Source organism: Polymorphospora sp. NPDC050346 (genome assembly GCF_040655695.1).
Classification (GTDB): Bacteria; Actinomycetota; Actinomycetes; order Mycobacteriales; family Micromonosporaceae; genus Polymorphospora; species Polymorphospora lycopeni.
On record NZ_JBFAKM010000003.1, the window covers coordinates 65,368 to 85,745 of the forward strand.

The 20,378-nt window shown below is 74.9% G+C and carries 5 protein-coding genes; all 5 read left to right on the forward strand.

Features of this window, described 5'->3' with window-relative positions; all coding sequences use genetic code 11:
- The first annotated feature begins 3 nt into the window (after positions 1 to 3).
- From AB0I42_RS04740 to AB0I42_RS04760, 5 genes are read left to right on the forward strand one after another with little or no spacing between them, the layout of a single operon-like run.
- Entirely contained in the window at positions 4 to 11,703 is an 11,700-nt protein-coding gene (locus AB0I42_RS04740) for an amino acid adenylation domain-containing protein (RefSeq protein ID WP_357534207.1), read from the forward strand.
- The gene (locus AB0I42_RS04745; RefSeq protein ID WP_357534209.1) at positions 11,700 to 17,219 is read left to right on the forward strand and encodes an amino acid adenylation domain-containing protein; all 5,520 of its coding nucleotides are present in this window, start codon (positions 11,700 to 11,702) and stop codon (positions 17,217 to 17,219) included. The genes AB0I42_RS04740 and AB0I42_RS04745 overlap by 4 nt, the downstream gene beginning before the upstream one ends.
- Complete coding sequence (locus AB0I42_RS04750) at positions 17,213 to 18,286, forward strand: saccharopine dehydrogenase NADP-binding domain-containing protein (protein WP_357534211.1); 1,074 nt, start codon at positions 17,213 to 17,215, stop codon at positions 18,284 to 18,286. Before AB0I42_RS04745 ends, AB0I42_RS04750 begins: the two co-directional genes overlap by 7 nt.
- On the forward strand, positions 18,283 to 19,521 hold the full coding sequence (locus AB0I42_RS04755; protein WP_357534213.1) for a Gfo/Idh/MocA family oxidoreductase: 1,239 nt from the start codon (positions 18,283 to 18,285) through the stop codon (positions 19,519 to 19,521). The genes AB0I42_RS04750 and AB0I42_RS04755 overlap by 4 nt, the downstream gene beginning before the upstream one ends.
- A complete protein-coding gene (locus tag AB0I42_RS04760) occupies positions 19,518 to 20,291 on the forward strand; it encodes a thioesterase domain-containing protein (RefSeq protein WP_357534214.1) in 774 nt (257 codons plus the stop codon). The genes AB0I42_RS04755 and AB0I42_RS04760 overlap by 4 nt, the downstream gene beginning before the upstream one ends.
- Positions 20,292 to 20,378: the final 87 nt, after the last annotated feature.

The following is a 20,378-nucleotide window of genomic DNA, read 5'->3' on the forward strand; positions in this document are numbered from 1 at the left end:
GTGTTGACCGACGGCAATCGCTCATCCGGCGTATCCGCCCAGTTCATCCGTGTCGCCAGGGAGTTCCCGGACCGGGTGGCGCTGCGTTTCCTTTCCGGTGACGATACCGTCACCGAGCGAACGTACGCGCAACTGCTGGCCGAATGCGAACCCGTCGCGGCCGCTCTGGCCGCCCGCTTCTCCCCCGGCGACCGGGCCCTGCTCCTGCTGCCGCCGACCGGGCCGCAGTTCGTCGCCGCCTTCCTCGGCACCGTGCACGCCGGCCTCGTCGCGGTGCCGGTGCCGCTGCCGGCGTCCGGCCGGCTGAACCGTGCCGGCGACCGGCTCGCCGCCATCGTCGCCGACTGCGACCCGGCCGTCGCGCTGGTCGCCGACGCCGCCGGCATCCCGGCCGGCACGCTGCCCGACGGGGTACGTGCCCTCGCGCTGGACGAGCTGCCGCCGGCCACCGTGACCGACCTGCCCGACCGCTCCCCCGACGAGATCGCGTTCCTGCAGTACTCGTCGGGCTCGACCGGGACGCCGAAGGCCGTCTGCAACACCCACGGCACGGTCCTGCACCAGGTCGGCCTGCTGACCGCGATGTGGGGAGCTCCGGAACCGGTCCACGTCGCCGGCTGGCTGCCGCTCTACCACGACATGGGCATGCTCCAGCAGGCGCTGCTGCCGCTGCTCACCGGCGGCGCCACCACGATGATGAGCCCGGCCACCTTCGCCGCCGACCCGGGACGCTGGCTGCGCGCGGCCAGCACCTACCGGGCCAACTGGATCGCCGGGCCGGACTTCGGCTTCGCCAGGTGCGTCGAGGCCATTCCCGCCGCCGAGGCCGCCACCCTCGACCTGTCCGCGATCCGGTACGTCGCCAACGGCGCCGAGCCGATCCGGGAGCAGACCGTACGCCGGTTCGCCGCGCACTTCGCCGCCGCCGGCCTGCCCGCCGAGGCGGTGACGCCCGCGTACGGGCTGGCCGAGGCGGTGCTCTGCGTGTCCAGCAGCCGGCGCCCGCGCGGCTTCCGGTCGGCCGACTTCGACCCGCGCGCGCTGGCCGAGGGCGTCGCCCGCAAGCCGGACGGCCCGGCCCGCCGGACGTTGGTGTCGTCCGGCAACTGGTTCCACGACCGCGAGGTGTCCATCGTGGACCCCCACACGGGCGCGGAACTGCCGGCGCGCGGCGTCGGCGAGATCTGGGTCGGCGGCCCCGGCCTGCCGACCGCGTACTGGGGCCGGCCGCAGGAGTCGGCCCGGACCTTCCAGGCGGTCCGCGCCGACGGGCGCGGCCCCTGGCTGCGCACCGGCGACCTGGGCTTCCTCGACGAAGACGGCGAACTGTTCGTCTGCGGCCGGCTGCGCGACCTGATCATCGTGCACGGCGCCAACCACCACCCGAACGACCTGGAACGCACCGTCGAGCAGCGGGTCGACGCGGTCGCCGTCGGCGGGGCGTGCGCGGTGCAGCCCGACGACGGCGACGCGGTGCTGGTCTTCGCCGAGGTCGACCGGCACCTGCCCGACGCGGCGCTCGTAGAGATCGCCGCCGAGATCCGGGCCCAGATCCACGACCGGCACGAGATCGTGGTCGCCGAGGTGGCCCTGGTGCGCCGGATGGCGCTGCCGAAGACGACCTCCGGCAAGATCCGCCGGACCGCTACGGCGGCCGCCGACCGCGCCGGCCGGCTGCCGGTCCTCCACCGCGACGCCCTCACCACCGCCACGGACGCCCTCACCACCGCCACCGACCCCGCCAACCCGGACGCCCGCGCCACCGACGGCGCGGCCACATCGTCCGCCGGCCCGGCCGGCTCCCCGGCCACCCAGAACCATCCGCCGGTCACCGCCGACGCCGCACCGGCCGCCGACCCCGCCGGCACGCTCGCCGTCGCGCACGAGACGCTGGGCGCGGTGCTGGGCCGCGACCGGGTGCCGATGGACACCGGCTTCGCCGAACTCGGCCTCGACTCCGTACGCGCCACCCGCTGGGCCGCCACCCTCGCCGAGCGGACCGGCCGGCCGGTCCCGGTGTCGATGCTCTTCCGGTATCCGACCCTGCGCCGGCTCGCCGCCGCGCTGGCCGGAGTACGTGCCGCCCCCGCGGCACCGGTGCCGGCCACCGCGCCGCCCGGCACCGACGCGGTCGCGGTCGTCGGGGTCGGCGTACGCCTCGCCGGCGGCATCGACAGTCTCGACGCGCTCGGGGCGCTCCTGCACGCCGCCGGCAGCACGCTGCGCCCGCCGCCGCCGGCCCGGGCCGACGACGGTGTCCCGCTCACCCTGCCCGGCGGCTACCTCGACCGGGTCGACACCTTCGACGCGGAGTTCTTCGGCATCGGCGGCGCGCAGGCCCGGGCGATGGACCCGCAGCAGCGGCTGCTGCTCGAGGTCGCCTGGCACGCGGTCGAGGACGCCGGCCTGGCCGCCCACCGGCTGCGCGGCACCCGGACCGGCGTCTTCGTCGGTCAGGGGCACCACGACTACGCCAGCCTCCCGCTGCGGATCGGCCGGCCCGACCTGATCCGGGCGATGCACGCCACCGGCAGCAGCATGAGCGCCACCGCCGGCCGGATCGCCCACCACCTCGGGCTGCGCGGCCCGGCCCTCACCGTCGACACCGCCTGCTCCGCCTCGCTGGTGGCCATCGACACCGCGCTGCGGCACCTCGCCGACGGCACCTGCGACCTCGCCCTGGCCGGCGGGGTGAGCCTCGCCCTGTCGCCGGAGACCGAGCGGGCCCTCGCCGACGCCGGCATGCTGTCGCCGGCCGGCCGCTGCGCGACCCTGTCCGCCGACGCCGACGGGTACGGCCGCGGCGAGGGCGCCGCCGTCCTGGTCCTCAAGCCGCTGGCCGCCGCCCGGCGTGACGGCGACCGGATCCTCGCCGTACTGCGTGGCAGCGCCGTCGCCCAGGACGGCGCCTCCTCCGGGCTGACCGTGCCCGACCCGGGCGCCCAGGCGGACGTGATCCGCGCCGCGCTCACCGCCGCCGGCCTCGGTGCCGGCGACGTCGACGCGGTCGAACTGCACGGCACCGGCACGCCGCTGGGCGACCCGGTGGAGATCAGCGGGCTCGCCGAGGTCTTCGCCGGCCGGGACCGGCCGCTGCTCGTCGGCTCGGTCAAGACCAACCTCGGCCACCTGGAGGCCGCCGCCGGTGTCGCCGGGGTGCTGCGGGCCATCGTCGCCCTGCGCGACCAGGTCTGGCCGGGCAGCCCCACGTTCACCGCCGCCAACCCGCGGCTCGCCGGCACCGGGCTGGACTACCGGTTCCCGGCCGGCACCGAGACGGTCGACCCGGACCGGCCGCTGCGCCGGGTCGGGGTCAGCTCGTTCGGGTTCACCGGGACCATCGCCCACCTGGTGGTGGAGGCCGCACCGGCACCGGCCACCGCCGCACCGGCCACCGACGGCGGGCCGGACCCGGCCGGCTGGGTCCCGCTCGCCGCTGCCGACCCCGACGCCGTACGCCTTCGGGCCGGCCGGCTCGCCGCCGCGCTGGAGGGGCTGGCCGCCGCCGACCGGGCCCGGCTGCTCGCCGGCTGGCGGCAGCGCCGCGACCACCTGCTGCCCTGGCGTGCCGTGCTCGACGCCACCGATCCGGCGACCCTGCCGGGGCGGCTCGCCGACCCGCCGGTGCCCGTACCGGCCCCGGCGCCGGGGCCGCTGGTGCTGCGGCTGCGCGACGGCGACCCGGTCGGCGCGCTGCTCGCCGGGCTGCGCCGCTGGCTGCCGGGCTGGGTCGCCCCGACCGGTGCCGGACCGGACTGGCGGCAACTGCTCGACGTGCTGCACGCGCTGGGACTCGGCCCGGACCTGGTACACGCCGACCCACGCTGGTACGCCGAGATCGGTGCCCACCCCGACGGCGTGCCGCCGCTGACCACCGAGGCGCAGCCGGGGCTCGTGCTGGCCGTCGGCGCCGCTTCGTCCGATGTAGACGGCGTCGTGACGCTGGCGGTCGGCGACGGCGGGCGGGCCGGTGTCGCCGAGGCGTACCGGCGCGGCGCCCCGCTGGACTGGACCGTCTTCGACCCACCGGCCGGCGCCGACCCGCGCCTGCCGGCGTACCCGTTCACCGCAAACCGGCACTGGTATCCGGTGGAACCGGCCGCCGCCGCGCCCGCCGCCGACCCGGCGGCACCGCTGACCCCGGACCGGATCCGGCACGACGTCGCCGAACTGATCGACCGTACGCCGGACAGCGTCGGCGCCGACGAGGACCTGGTCGCCGCCGGCCTCGACTCGGTACGCGTCATGGACCTGGCCGCCCGCTGGCGGCGGGCCGGCGCCGACGTGGCGTACGCCGACCTGCTCGCCCGCCCCACCCTGGCCGCCTGGTCACGGCGGCTGCTGGAGGCCCGCGACGAACCCGCCGCCGACCTTCCGGCCATCGTCGACGAGTACGCGCCGTTCGACCTCACCCCGGTCCAGCACGCGTACTGGGTCGGCCGCGACCCGGCCCAGCCGCTCGGCGGGGTCGGCTGCCACGTGTACGCCGAACTCGACGGCCACGGCCTCGACCCGGACCGGCTCGAACGGGCCGGGTACGCGCTGGCCGGCCGGCACGGCATGCTGCGGGCCCGGTTCGACGCCGACGGGCGGCAGCGGATCGCCGCCGAGGCCGCCTGGCCCGGGGTGACCGTGCACGACCTGCGCGACCTGCCGGCCGGTGACGCCGGGGCGGCCCTGCTGGCGGTCCGCGACCGGCTGTCGCACCGGCTGCTCGACGTCGCCGCCGGCGAGGTCTTCGACCTGCGGGTGTCGCTGCTGCCCGGTGGCGGCACCCGGCTGCACGTCAACCTCGACCTGCTGGTCGCCGACGCGGCCAGCATCCAGATCGTGCTCGCCGACCTGGCCGCGCTCTACCGCCGGCCGCAGGAGGCGCTGCCGGCGATCGGCACCAGCTTCGCCGCGTACCTGGCCACGTCCGGTGCCCGGGACCGGCGGCGGGACGAGGACCGCGGGTACTGGCGGGAGCGGCTGCCGGAGCTGCCGGCGCCGCCGCAGCTACCGCTGTCGGCGACGACGACCGACGGTGCGCCGCGCTTCGTCCGACGGACCCGGCAGGTGTCGCCGGCGGCCTGGCGGTCGGTCGTCGGGCAGGCCCGGCGGTACGGCGTGACCCCGTCGATCGCGCTGGCGACCGCGTTCGCCGCCGTGCTCGGGGCGTGGAGCACCCAGCCACGGTTCCTGCTCAACCTGACCCTGTTCGACCGCGACGGCCGGCACCCGGACGTGGAACGGCTGGTCGCCGACTTCACCAGCCTGATCCTGCTCGACGTCGAGGTCGACCCGACGGCCGACTTCGCCGGGCGGGCCCGGACGGTCCAGGAGCGCTTCCGGGCCGACCTGGCGCACGCCGGCTACTCCGGCGTCGAGGTGCTGCGCGACCTGGCCCGCGAGCGGGGCCCGCAGGCGGCCAGCGCGCCGGTGGTGTTCACCAGCAACCTCGGCCGCGACCTGGTCGACGGCGACGTACGCGACGCCTTCGGCGAGCTGGGCTGGACGGTGTCGCAGACCCCGCAGGTGTGGCTGGACCACCAGGTGATGGAGCACGCCGGTGGGGTGCTGCTCACCTGGGACACGGTCGACGACCTCTTCCACGACGGGGTGCTGGACGCGATGTTCGGCGCGTACGGCCGCCTGGTGGACTGGCTGGCCGGCGCGGACTGGTCGGCGGTGCCGCCGGCGCTGGTCCCCGACGACCAGTTGGCGGTGCGGGCGGTGGTGAACGCCACCGACCACCCCATCTCCGGAAAACTCCTGCACGACGGCCTCTTCGAACACGCCGCCACCCGCCCCGACCACCTCGCCGTCACCGGACCCGACGGCACCCTCACCTACCAACAACTCGCCAACCAAGCCCTCCACATCGCCGGCTGGCTCGTCCACCACCACAACATCCAACCCGGCCAACCCGTCGCCATCACCCTCCCCAAAGGCCCCCACCAAATCGCCGCCGTCCTCGGCACCCTCACCGCCGGCGCCACCTACGTCCCCATCAACCCCCACCACCCCGACCACCGCAAACAACAAATCCACACCACCGCCGGCATCACCACCACCCTCGACACCACCACCATCACCCAAGCCCTCCACCACCCCAACCCACTAACCACACCCACACCCATCCCCGACACCACACCCGCCTACATCATCTTCACCAGCGGATCCACCGGACAACCAAAAGGCGTCCAACTCACCCACCGCGCCACCCAAAACACCATCGAAGACATCAACCACCGCTACCAAACCACCCCCAACGACAACACCATCCAAATCAGCCAACTCGACTTCGACCTATCCGTCTACGACATCCTCGGCACCCTCACCGCCGGCGCCACCATCACCACCACCCCCGAAAACCAACACCCCGACCCCCACACCTGGGCCCACCTCATCCACCACCACAAAGTCACCATCTGGAACACCGTCCCCACCCTCCTCGACATCCTCCTCACCACCGCCCAACCCCACCAACTCACCACGCTGCGCCTCGCCCTCACCAGCGGCGACTGGATCCCCCTCGACCAACACCACCGCCTCACCACCAAAAACCCCCACACCCAACACATCGCCCTCGGCGGCGCCACCGAAGCCGCCATCTGGTCCAACCACCACCACATCACCCACATCCCCACCCACTGGACCTCCATCCCCTACGGCACCCCACTACGCAACCAGACCTACCGAATCACCGACCCACACGGAAACGACCGACCCAACTGGGTCCCCGGCGAACTCTGGATCGGCGGACAAGGACTCGCCACCGGCTACACAAACGACCCCGAACGCACCAACACCCAATTCCCCACCCACCACAACCAACGCTGGTACCGCACCGGAGACCAAGGCCGCTACTGGCCCGACGGCACCATCGAATTCCTCGGCCGCACCGACCACCAAATCAAACTCAACGGCCACCGCATCGAACTCGGCGACATCGAAACCCACCTCCACACCCACCCCCACATCCACCACGCCATCGCCACCACCACCAACCAACAACTCACCGCAGCGGTCACGGTCGACGACCCGGCGCCCGCGTCCGCCGGGGCCGCCGTCACCGCCGTGGGCGAGGTGCTGCTCGCCGTACCGCGGCCGTCCACCGTGGCCAATGACACCGGCGCGGTCGAGACGGCGCTGACCGAACAGGCCCTGGTCCGGCTGCTCGACCTGCTCGACCCCGACGCCTTCGGCGCGCACGCGCCGGTCGGTCCGGCGCTGGAGCGGTGGCGGATCGCCACGCCGATGCGCCCGCTGGTGCGGCGCTGGCTGGACTGGCTGGCCGACCGGGAGGTGCTGGCCGGCGCCGGGGACGGGTACGCCGCCGGTCCGCGGCTGGCCGCCGTACGCGCCGCCGCCGACACCGCCGGGCCGGAAAACGCCTCCGAGTGCGCCGCCGCGACCGGCGGCCGCGCGTTGGCCGGCGTCGCCGACCGGCTGCGCGCCACCACCGGGCTCCTGCTGGCGATCGTGCGGGGCGAGCAGGACGCGGCCGTACTGCTCGACGACCCGGTGCTCGCCCCCGAGGCGCTGGTCGACGCCCAACCGGCGACGGCCGCCGCGCTGGCCGGTCTCGCCGACCGGCTGGCCGCCGCCGCGGACCGGCTCGACCGGCCGCTGCGCGTCGCCGAGTTCGGCGGGCGCGGCGGGCGGACCGCCGCCCGGCTGCTCGCCGGCCTCGACCCGGCCCGCGTCGAGTACACCCTGTTCGACTCCTCCGCCGGACTGCTCGCCACCGCCCGCGAACACCTCGCCGGCCTGCCGCACCCGGTACGGCTGCACCGACTCACCGGCACCGTCGACGAGTCGGCCCTGCACCGGTTCGACGTGGTCGTCGCCAACAACTCGCTGCACCGCGAGGCCGACCCGGCCGCGGCGCTGGCCACCGTGCGGCTGCTGCTGGCCCCCGGCGGCGTGCTGGTCGCCCTGGAGGCGGCCACCCTGTCACCGCTGGCGCTGGTCACCGTCGCCGTACCCGAGCGGGGGTTCGCCGACCTCGACGGCATCCGGCGTGGGCAGCGCGATCCGCTGTTGTCCGCCAACCGGTGGCGCGACCTGCTCGCCGACGCCGGCTTCGCCCGGCCGGCGGCGGCCGGCACCGACCAGGGGCACCCGCCGGCGGCAGCCGGCACCGACCAGGGGCAGCTGTGGCTGACCGCCGCCCGCCCCGCCGACGCGCCCGCCGTCGACCTGGCCGAGGTACGCCGGTGGCTCGCCGAACGGCTGCCGGCGTACCTGGTGCCGGCGCGGCTCGCGGCACTGCACCGGCTGCCGCTGTCGGCGAACGGCAAGGTGGACCGGGCCGCGGTACGCAACCTGCTCCCCGACGCCGCGCCGGACACGGCCGGCCCGAGCGACGCCCCGGACACCCCGGCCGAGCGGCTGCTCGCCGGCATCTGGAGCGAGTTGCTGGACGCCCCGGTCGGCCGGGACAGCGACTTCTTCCGGCTCGGCGGCGACAGCCTGCTCGCCACCCGGATGATGGCCCGGCTGCAGGCGGCCGGCGTGACCGGCGCCCGACTGCCGGCCCTGTTCGCCGCCTCCCGGCTGGCCGACTTCGCCGCCACCCTCGAAGTGGCCGCCCCGGCGGAACGGCCGGCGGGCGCCCCGGAACCGGCGGCGGCGCTGGCCGCCGACGACGACGGCCGCCACGAACCGTTCGAGCCGACCGACGTGCAGCGGGCCTACCTCTTCGGCCGCGGCGACCAGTTCGCGCTCGGCGGGGTCGGCACCCACTACTACACCGAGTTCGACGGCGTGGACGTCGACCTGGGGCGGCTCGAGGAGGCGCTGGCCCGGCTGGTCGACCGGCACGACATGCTCCGGGTCGTCTTCGACGCCGACGGGCGGCAGCGGGTGCTGCGCGACGTACCCCGGCTCACGATCCCGGTGACCGACGGTGCCGGCGACGGCGGCGAGGCGCTGGCCGGGCTACGCGCCGACATGTCGCACCAGGTCCTCGACCCGGCCCGGTGGCCGCTGTTCGACCTGCGGGCCGTCCGGTACGGCGACCGGCGTACCCGGCTCGGGCTGAGCCTGGACAACCTGGTCCTCGACGGGCTGAGCATGCGGATCTTCTACACCGAGCTGGCCACCCTGTACGACGACCCGGACGCGGTGCTGCCGTCGGTCGGGGTGTCGTTCCGCGACTACCTGCTGGGCGCCGGGCCGAGCGTCGAGCAGGTCGCCCGGTCCCAGGACTACTGGCGCAACCGGGTCGTCGACCTGCCGCCCCCGCCGCAACTGCCGCTGCGGACCGACCCGGAGACGGTCACCCCGCGTTTCGTACGCCGGGAGGCGGCACTGTCGGCGGCGGACTGGCGTACGGTCACCGACCGGGCCCGCGAGTACGGCCTGACCCCGTCGGCGGTCCTGCTGACCTGCTACGCCGAGGTGCTCGCCGCGTGGAGCGCGAGCACCGAGCTGACCATCAACCTGACCCTGTTCGACCGGCGAGACGTGCACCCCGACATCAACCACGTGCTGGGTGACTTCACCTCGCTGCTGCTGCTGGCCAGCCGGCCGCGGCCGGGGCAGGGCTTCCTGGACCGGGCCCGCCGGTTGCAGGAGCAGATGTGGCGTGACCTGGAGCACCGGGACGTCTCCGCGGTCTGGGTGCTGCGCGAGCTCGGCCGGCTGGACGGGACCGGCCGGGCGAGCATGCCGGTGGTGTTCACCAGCGCGCTCGGCGTCGCCGACGAGGTCGCCGACCACACGCCGCGCCGGTTCCCCGAACGGGTCTGGGGCATCTCGCAGACGCCGCAGGTGTGGCTGGACCACCAGGTCTACGAGGACCACGGCGGGATCCGGTTCAGCTGGGACGCGGTGGAGGAACTCTTCCACGACGACGTGCTCGACGACATGTTCCGCGCCTATCGCGGGGTGCTGGCCCGGCTGGTCTTCGCCGACTGGACGGAGCCGACGCCGGGCCTGACCCCGGCCAGTCACCTGGCGGTGCGGGCGGTGGTGAACGCCACCGACCACCCCATCTCCGGAAAACTCCTGCACGACGGCCTCTTCGAACACGCCGCCACCCGCCCCGACCACCTCGCCGTCACCGGACCCGACGGCACCCTCACCTACCAACAACTCGCCAACCAAGCCCTCCACATCGCCGGCTGGCTCGTCCACCACCACAACATCCAACCCGGCCAACCCGTCGCCATCACCCTCCCCAAAGGCCCCCACCAAATCGCCGCCGTCCTCGGCACCCTCACCGCCGGCGCCACCTACGTCCCCATCAACCCCCACCACCCCGACCACCGCAAACAACAAATCCACACCACCGCCGGCATCACCACCACCCTCGACACCTCCACCAACACCCAACCCCTCCACAACCCCAACCCACTAACCTCTACCACACCCTTCCCCGACACCACACCCGCCTACATCATCTTCACCAGCGGATCCACCGGACAACCAAAAGGCGTCCAACTCACCCACCGCGCCACCCAAAACACCATCGAAGACATCAACCACCGCTACCAAACCACCCCCAACGACAACACCATCCAAATCAGCCAACTCGACTTCGACCTATCCGTCTACGACATCCTCGGCACCCTCACCGCCGGCGCCACCATCACCACCACCCCCGAAAACCAACACCCCGACCCCCACACCTGGGCCCACCTCATCCACCACCACAAAGTCACCATCTGGAACACCGTCCCCACCCTCCTCGACATCCTCCTCACCACCGCCCAACCCCACCAACTCACCACGCTGCGCCTCGCCCTCACCAGCGGCGACTGGATCCCCCTCGACCAACACCACCGCCTCACCACCAAAAACCCCCACACCCAACACATCGCCCTCGGCGGCGCCACCGAAGCCGCCATCTGGTCCAACCACCACCACATCACCCACATCCCCACCCACTGGACCTCCATCCCCTACGGCACCCCACTACGCAACCAGACCTACCGAATCACCGACCCACACGGAAACGACCGACCCAACTGGGTCCCCGGCGAACTCTGGATCGGCGGACAAGGACTCGCCACCGGCTACACAAACGACCCCGAACGCACCAACACCCAATTCCCCACCCACCACAACCAACGCTGGTACCGCACCGGAGACCAAGGCCGCTACTGGCCCGACGGCACCATCGAATTCCTCGGCCGCACCGACCACCAAATCAAACTCAACGGCCACCGCATCGAACTCGGCGACATCGAAACCCACCTCCACACCCACCCCCACATCCACCACGCCATCGCCACCACCACCAACCAACAACTCACCGCAGCGGTCGTACCGAAGGAACCCGATCTCGACCCCGACGAGATCCGGGCCTACCTGGCGCAGCGACTGCCGGCCTACCTGGTGCCGGACCGGATCGTCGTGCTCGACGCCCTGCCGCTGACCCCGAACGGCAAGGTCGACCGGGCCGCCGTGGCCCGGCTCGCCCGGGTCGACGCCACCGGTGCCGACCAGGACCCGCCCCGCGGGCCGGTGGAGACCGAACTGGCCCGGATGTGGTCGGAACTGCTCGACCTGCCCTCGGTCGGCCGGCAGCAGAGCTTCTTCGCCCTGGGCGGCAGCTCGCTGACGGCGACCGGCCTGGTCGAGGAGATCCGGCGCCGCTTCGCCGTACGGCTGTCGCTACGCGAGCTGTACGCGTCACCGACCATCGCCGGCCTGGCCGACCTCATCGACGAAGAGGTCGTCGCGGAACTCGAAGAAGGAACGCTGTGAACAACGACCCCGACATCCGTGCCCTGGTCATCGAACTGGAACGGGCCGGCGTGCAGCTCTGGGCCGAGGACGGCAGGCTGCGCTTCCGGGCGCCGAAGGGCGCGCTGAACGCCGAGCGGATGACACAGCTCCGGGAGCACCGGGAAGCGCTGATGCGGCACTTCGACGGCACCGCCGGCGGGCTGGTCACCGACCCCGCGAACCGGCACGAGCCGTTCCCGCTCACCGACGTACAGTCGGCGTACCTGCTGGGCCGGCACGACGCGTTCGCGTACGGCGGGGTCGCCTGCCACGGCTACTTCGAGGTGGCGTTCACCGGGCTCGACCCGGACCGGCTGGAACGTGCCTGGCAGCGGCTCGTCGACCGGCACGAGATGCTGCGCGCGGTCGTCGACGCCGACGGGCACCAGCAGATCCTGCCCGGGCCGCAGACGTACCGGGTCGACGTCACCGACCTGCGCGGCGCGGACCCGGACACGGTCGCGGCGGCCCGGGCGGCGGTCCGCGCCGAGCTGTCCCACAAGGTGTACGACCCGCGCACCTGGCCGATGTTCGGGCTGCGGGTCACCCGCGCCGACGACCGCGACCTGCTGCACTTCTCGATCGACCTGCTGATCGCCGACTACGCCAGCATCCAGTTGCTGATCGCCGAACTCGACCAGCTCTACCTGGACCCGAACGCGGCGCTGCCGCCGCTGGATATCAGCTTCCGGGACTACCTGCTGACCGAGCGGACGACCCGCGACTCGGCCGGCTACGAGGCGGACCGGACCTGGTGGGACGCCCGGCTGGACGACCTGCCGGCCGGCCCGGAGCTGCCCACGGTCGCCGCGCCGGCCGCCGGGGCGCCCCGGTTCCGGCGCTGGCAGACCACCCTGGACCCGGCGCGCTGGGCGGCGCTGCGCGACCTCGCCGCCGGCCGCAAGCTGACCCCGACCGGGGCGCTGCTGGCCGCGTACGCGGAGGTGATCGGGGCGTGGAGCCGGCGGTCCCGGTTCACGCTGAACCTGACGCTGCTCAACCGTCCGCCGTCGCACCCGCAGATCGCCCGGCTGGTCGGCGACTTCACCTCGGTGACCCTGCTGACCGCCGGCCCCGACCCGGACGAGCCGGCGGCCACCCGCTTCGCCGACCGGGCCACCGGTCTGCAACGGCGGCTGTGGGAGAACATCGACCACCGGCGGTTCTCCGGGGTCGAGGTGCTGCGCGCGCTCGGCCGGCGCCGCGGCCCGGACGCGGCCCTGATGCCGGTGGTGTTCACCAGCACGGTCGGGCTGACCGAGGGCGGCACCGGCACCGGGTTCACCGGCACCGGCGAGCTGGTGTTCGGGGTCAGCCAGACCCCGCAGGTGTGGATCGACTGCCAGGTGATGGAGCACCACGGCGAGCTGCGGATCAGTTGGGACGTACGCGAGGGGGTGTTCCCCGACGGGCTCGTCGACGCGATGTTCGAGGCGTACGCCGACCTGGTCGGGCGGCTCGCGGACGGGTCGGCGGCCTGGGACCAGGTCGGGCCGGTGCCGCTGCCGGCCGCGCAGGCGCTGCGCCGGGCCGCGGTCAACGACACCGCCGCCGACCTGCCGGTGGGGCTGCTGCACGAGCCGGTGTTCGCCCAGGCGGCCCGTACGCCGCAGCGGGTGGCGGTGGTCGCGGACGGCCGGGCGTTGACGTACGCCGAGCTGGCCGGCCGGGCCGCGGAGGTGGCAGGGTGGCTGCGGTCCGCCGGGTGCCGGCCGGCGGATCCGGTCGCGGTCGTCATGGACAAGGGCTGGGAGCAGGTCGTCGGGGTGCTCGGCGTGCTGCTGGCCGGCGGCGTCTACGTGCCGGTGGACACCAACCAGCCGCCAGCGCGACGCGACCTGATGCTGTCGACCGCCGGGATCCGGCTGGTGCTGACCCAGTCGTGGCTGGACCGTCCGGACGCCAAGACGCTCGACGTCGACACGCTTGCCGGCGGGCCGGCACCGGAGGCCGCCGACGTGGTCCCGGCCGGGGTCGGCCGCGACGACGCGGCGTACGTCATCTTCACCTCCGGCTCGACCGGCACGCCGAAGGGGGTGGTGGTCAGCCACGCCGCGGCGGCGAACACGGTCGCCGACGTCAACGCCCGGTTCGGGGTCGGCGCCGACGACCGGGTCCTCGGTCTGGCCAGTCTCGGCTTCGACCTGTCGGTGTACGACATCTTCGGCCCGCTGGCTGCCGGCGGGGCGGTGGTGCTGCCGGCCGCGGACCGGCGCGGCGACCCGTCGCACTGGGCGGAACTGGTCGCCACCCGTGGGGTCACGGTCTGGAACTCGGTGCCGGCGCAGTTGCAGATGCTGCACGACTACCTGGCCGGGGCGCCGGACGGCGAGGGGCGTCCGGCGGTGACCGGGCTGCGGCTGGCGCTGCTGTCCGGTGACTGGATCCCGGTCGCGCTGCCGGACGCGGTCCGCCGGCAGGTGCCCGGACTGCGGGTGGTCAGCCTCGGCGGGGCGACGGAGGCGGCGATCTGGTCGATCCACCACCCGGTCGAGGCCGTCGACCCGGCGTGGCCGAGCATCCCGTACGGCCGGCCGCTGGCCAACCAGAGCTTCCACGTGCTCGACGGGGCGATGCGGCCCCGGCCGGACTGGGTCCCCGGCGAGCTGTACATCGGTGGTGCCGGGCTGGCGCTGGGCTATCTCGGCGACCCGGCGCGCACCGCCGAGCGGTTCGTCACCGATCCGGTGACCGGGCAGCGGCTCTACCGCACCGGTGACATCGGCCGCTACCACCCGGACGGGACGATCGAGTTCCTCGGCCGGGAGGACTCCCAGGTCAAGATCAAGGGGCACCGGATCGAACTCGCCGAGGTCGACGCAGCCCTGTCGACGTACCCGGCGATCGGGGCGGCGGCGACCGTCGTCGACGGCACCGGGCCGCTCGACCGGCGGCTGGTCGCCTTCGCCGAGCCCCGGCACCGGCCCGCGCCGCCGGAGGTGGCGGAGGCGACCGCCCGGGTCGCCGACGCGGCCGGCCGGGCGGCCGACGCGCTGGCCCGCGAGGTCGACGGTACGGCGGTCCGGCAGGTCGTCGAGGCGCTGGACCGGGCGGCGCTGCACGCGATGCGGGACGCGCTGCGCCGGGCCGGCGACCTGTTCACCGACCCGGCGGCAGTGCACGGGCTGGCCGACGTGCTGGCGGCGGCCCGGGTCGCGCCCCGGCACCACCGGCTGGTCCGCCGGTGGCTGGCGGCGCTGACCGCGCACGGGCTGCTGGACGCCGTACCGGGCGGCTGGCGGCTCGGTACGGCCGGGGCGGCGTCCGCCGGCGGCGAGGCGCCGGACTGGGACCGGATCGAGGCGCTGGCGACCGCGCACGGCCACGGCGCCGAGCTGATCCGCTACCTGCGCACCAGTGCCCGGCACCTGCCCGAGCTGCTGCGCGACGAACTCGACCCGCTGGCCCTGCTGTTCCCCGAGGGCAACCTGGACGTGGCCCAGGCCGCCTACCGGGACAACCTGATCAGCCGGTACGTCAACACCGGGCTGGCCGCCGCGCTGCGGGCGATCGCCGCCGCGCAGCCGGCCGGGCGGCCGCTGTCGGTGCTGGAGATCGGCGCCGGGGTCGGCGGCACCACCAGCGACCTGATCGACGCCGTCGACGGGCACCTGGTCGACTACCTGTTCACCGACGTGTCGCCGTTCTTCCTCGCCGAGGCCCGGACCCGGTTCGCCGACCACCCGTGGCTGCGGTACGGCCTGTTCGACCTGAACGCCGACCCGCGCGACCAGGGCTACGAGCCGCACTCGTTCGACGTGCTGGTCTGCGCGAACGTGCTGCACAACTCCACCCACGCCGGTGAGGTGCTGGAGCGGATCACCGAACTGGTCCGGCCCGGCGGCTGGCTGCTGTTCATCGAGGCGACCCGGGACAACTACCCGCTGATGGCGTCGATGGAGTTCAAGGAGGGGCTGACCGACTTCACCGACGAGCGGGCCGCCGCCGACCGGACGTTCCACACCGGACAGTCGTGGCGGGACCTGGTCGCCGGGATCGACGCCGAGCTGGCGTTCTGCCTGCCCGCCGACGACGAGCCGCTGTCCGCGGTCGGCCAGCACGCGTTCGGCGTACGGGTCAAGCCGCACCGCGACCCGGTCGACCCGGACGGCCTGGACGCCCACCTGCGGGCCCGGCTGCCCGGCTACATGCTGCCGGCCCGGGTCTGCACCGTCGACGCGCTGCCGCTGACCGGCAACGGCAAGGTCGACCGGGCGGCGCTGGCCGGCCGGCTGGCGGCCCCGGCCCGGTCCGGCGGCGACGACGGCCCGCTCGACGAGCCGCGCACCGACCTGGAGCGGCGGCTCGCCGACCTGTGGGCCGAACTGCTCGGCACCGCGCGGATCGGGCGGGACGTCGACTTCTACACCCTGGGCGGCGACTCGCTGCTGCTGTCCAAGCTGGTCGGGATGGTCCGCGACCGGGTGCCGGAGGCCGCCGGCCACACCTGGGACCAGCTCCTGCGGCAGATGCTGCGGACCCCGACGGTCGGCGGTCTCGCGGACTGGCTCGGCGCGGGCGCGGCGGACGGCACCGGGCCGGTGACCGCCACCGACCGGCAGTCGCCGCTGGTGCCGCTGGCCGCCGGCACCGACGCCGACGCGCCGGTCCGGGTCCTGGTCCACGACGGCAGCGGCACGCTGGCGCCGTACCGGGCCCTGGTGCCGCTGCTGCCCGGCCCGGGCGCGGTGTACGGGCTGGCGATCGCCGACATCGAGAGCTACCTGCGGCACGACCCGGCGACCCTGATCGGGCGGCTCGCCGGGGAGTACCGGCAGGCGCTGGCGGCGACCGGCCGGACCCGGTTCGAGGTGATCGGCTACTGCCTGGGTGGCCTGCTCGCCACCGAACTGGCCCGGCAGCTCACCGAGAGCGGGGCGGAGGTGACCGGGCTGCGGGTGGTCAGCAGCTACCGGGTTCCGTACACCGTCGAGGACGACCTGGTCGCCGAATGGGCCTTCGCGCAGCTCATCGGCGTCGACCCGGCGGTGCTCGGCTATCCCGACGACGAGACCGTGCTGGCCCGGGCGCTGTCGACGGTGCTCGCCGCGACGCCGGGCCGGATTCCGACGGGCGCGTTCGCGGCGCTGGACGGCGACCCGGCGCTGCGGTCGGTCGGTTCCCGGTTCCGCCAGCTCGCCGGCCGCTCCCCCGCCGACCGGCTCGCCGCGCTGGCCGCGGCGGCGCCGAACGGACCCGACGGCGACGAACCGCTCGGCACCGTCGGCACCGCCGCCCGGGTGTTCCGGCAGAGCCTCGACGCGGCCAGCCGGCACCGCGCCGACCCGTACGCCGGGGACATCACGTTCCTGCGCCAGAACAGCGAGATCCACTTCCTGCCCGGGCTGGGTGCCGACATGACCGCGTACTGGCACGACATCTGCCTCGGCGAGTTGCGGGTCGTCGACATCCCCGGCGACCACTTCACCTGCCTGCAACCGCCGTACGCGGCGCGGGCCGCCACCCAGCTCGGCGGGACGGTGGCGCCGTGCTGACCGTCGGGGTGCTCGGCGCGAGCGGGGCGGTCGGCCGGCAGGTCGCGCACGCCCTGGCCGGGGCCGGGGTCACGGTCCGGCTGGGCGCCCGCGCCGGGGTGCCCGACGCGCCGGCCGGGGCCGAGGTGGTGGCCGTCGACGTCACCGCCCCGGCGGCGCTGCGCGCCTTCTGCGCCGGCTGCCACCTGGTGGTCAACTGTGCCGGGCCGTCGTACCGGCTCAGCCCGCAGGTCGCCGCCGCCGCGGTCGCCGCCGGTGCGGCGTACGTCGACGCCGGTGGCGACGACCTGCTGCGCGACCGGCTGTCGTTCGCCCCGGTGCCGGTGGTGCTCGGCGCCGGGCAGAGCCCCGGCCTGTCCGGGCTGTTGCCGCGCTGGCTGCGGGGCGCCGGCGGCGGGCCGGTCGAGGTGCTGCGGGCCTGGTTCGGCGGCCTCGACCGGTTCAGCCCGGCGGCCGCCGCCGACATGGTGGCGAGCCTGCACGACGGCTACGGCGAGGCGATGGCCGGCTGGCGGGACGGGGCGGCGGCGCCGCGTACGGTCGAGCCGCTGCTCGACGTGAGCCTGCCGCCGTTCCCCGGCCGGGTGACGGCGTACCCGTTCCTGACCGGCGAGGCCCGCCGGCTCGCCGTCGAACTCGGCGTCCGCGACGGCGCGTGGTTCAACGTCTTCGCCGGCCGGCAGACCCTGGCCGTACTCAACCGGCTGCGGGCCGGGACGGCCGGCGACCCCGCCGGGTCCGACGCGGCCGGCCGGCTGGTCCGGGCCGCCGAGGTCGACCTGGCCGGGCAGCGCCCCTACCAGTTGATGGTCGTCGAGATCACCGACGAGCGGGGGGCGCGGACGCTGACCCTGCGCGCCGACGACGGCTACCGGCTCACCGCGACGGTCGCGGTCGAGGCCGCCGCGGCGGTGCTGGCCGGCACCGTACCGCCGGGTGCGTGGCTCGCCGCCGACCTGCTGGACCCGGCGGTGGTGGTGGAGCGGCTGCGCCGCGACGCGGCGTGCACCGTGTTCGAGGTGACCGACGGGCCGCGCGCCGCGGCGGTCGAGGAGGGAGTGCTGTGACCCGGCGGCTGCGGTTCGTGGTGTGCGGCACCACGTTCGGGCGGGTTCACCTGGCCGCCCTGCGCGATCGCCCCGCGTGGGGCGAACTGGTCGGGGTGCTGGCCCGGGGCAGTGCCCGCTCGGTGGCCTGCGCGCAGGAGTACGGCGTGCCGCTGTACACGTCGGTCGACGAGTTGCCGGACACCGTCGACGCGGCCTGCGTGGCGGTCCGGGCCGGGGTGGCGGGAGGTACCGGCAGTGAACTCGCCGCCGCCCTGCTCGACCGGGGCGTCCACGTGCTCCAGGAGCACCCGGTGCACCACGACGAACTCGCCGACTGCCTGCGGCGGGCCCGCCGCAACAAGGTGCTGTACCGGCTGAACGACCACTATCCGCAGCTCGCCCCGGTCCGGGCGTTCCTGCGGGCCGCGGCGGTGTTGCGCCGGCACGGCCCGCCCCGGTACGTCGAGGCGGCCACCAGCATCCAGGTCGCGTTCGCCCTGGTCGACATCCTGTCCCGGGCCCTGCCGGCGATGCGGCCGTGGGCGGTGGCCGAGCCGGCGGCGTGGCCGGAGCAGATGACCGGCCTGCTGGATGCCGCCCCGCCGCTGCGCGGGGTCGACGCGGTGCTCGGCGGGGTGCCGGTCGGCATCCGGGTCCACAACCAGCTCGACCCGCACGACCCGGACAACCACGCCCACCTGATGCACCGGATCTCGGTCACCACCGACGCCGGGACGCTGACCCTGGCCGACACGCACGGGCCGGTGCTGTGGAGCCCCCGGCTGCACGTGACCGGCGCGGGCGCGAACGCCGACGGTCCGGCCGACGGCGCCGGCCGGGCCGGTGACCCGTACCTGGCCCGGCCGAGCACGGCGGTGCTGCCGGGCACCGAGCCGGTCGACTACGCCGACGTGCTGCGTGACGTGTGGCCGGCGGCGATGGCCCGCACGATGGCGGAGTTCGCGGCCGCGGTCACCGCCGGCGAGGACCCGATGCGGCTCGGGCAGTCGCACCTGACGGTGTGCCGGGTGTGGCAGGAGCTGACCGGCCGGCTGGGGCAGCCGGAGCTGATCGTGGGCAGCCCGCCGCCACCGGTCGGCGTCGCCGACCTGACCGCGCTCGACCCGGCCGACGGGCCGGCCCCGGGCGCCGGACCGGTCCCGATCGGCGGACCGGCCCCGGCCGACGCGGACGCCGGGGCCGGCGCAGCGGTCCCGAGGCAGCGGGGCGCGGAGCCGGCGGTGGCCCGGTGAGGGCGGCCACGGCCGGCGACACGACCTGGCTGCGGCGGTACCGGCCGGTCCCGCACGCCGAGACGCGCCTGGTCTGCCTGCCGCACGCCGGCGGCGGCGCCAGCTCGTTCCGGCGCTGGCCGGCCCGGCTGCCGGCGCACCTGGAACTGCACGCGGTGCAGTACCCGGGCCGCGAGGACCGGCTCACCGACAGTTGCGTCACCGACTTCGCCCGGCTCGCCGACCTGGTCACCGACGCGCTCACCCCGCTGCTCGACCGACCCCTGGCGCTTTTCGGGCACAGCATGGGCGCGGCGCTGGGCCACGAGGTCGCCGTACGGCTGGCCCGGCGCGGCTGCACGCCGGCGCACCTGTTCGTCTCCGGCCTGCCGGCGCCGTGCCACCACCGGCCGGGCACCGTGCACCTCGGCGACGACGAGGCGCTGGTCGCCGAACTGCGCCGGCTCGGCGGCACCGACGACCGGGCGCTGGACGACCCCGAACTGCGCGCGGTCGTGCTGCCGTCGGTACGCGCCGACTACCGGGCCTTCGAGACGCACCGGCCGGTGTTGGTGCCGCCGCTGGGCTGCCCGGTGACCGGGCTGGTCGGGGTGGCCGACCCCACCGCGTCGCCGGCCGAGGTGCGGGACTGGGCGCACCACACCCGGGCCGCCTTCGCGCTGCGTACGTATCCCGGGGCGCACTTCTACCTGGACGACGTCCACGAGACGGTGGTCGCCGACGTGGTGGCCGCGCTCGGCCCGGCCCGCCGGGTCAACGACCTGCCCTGACCATTCGTCCGATGTCCACTGTCGTGATTGGACCGGACCGGGTGGGATCGGTACGGTTCGTCACGGGCTGAGCATGGCGAGCACCAC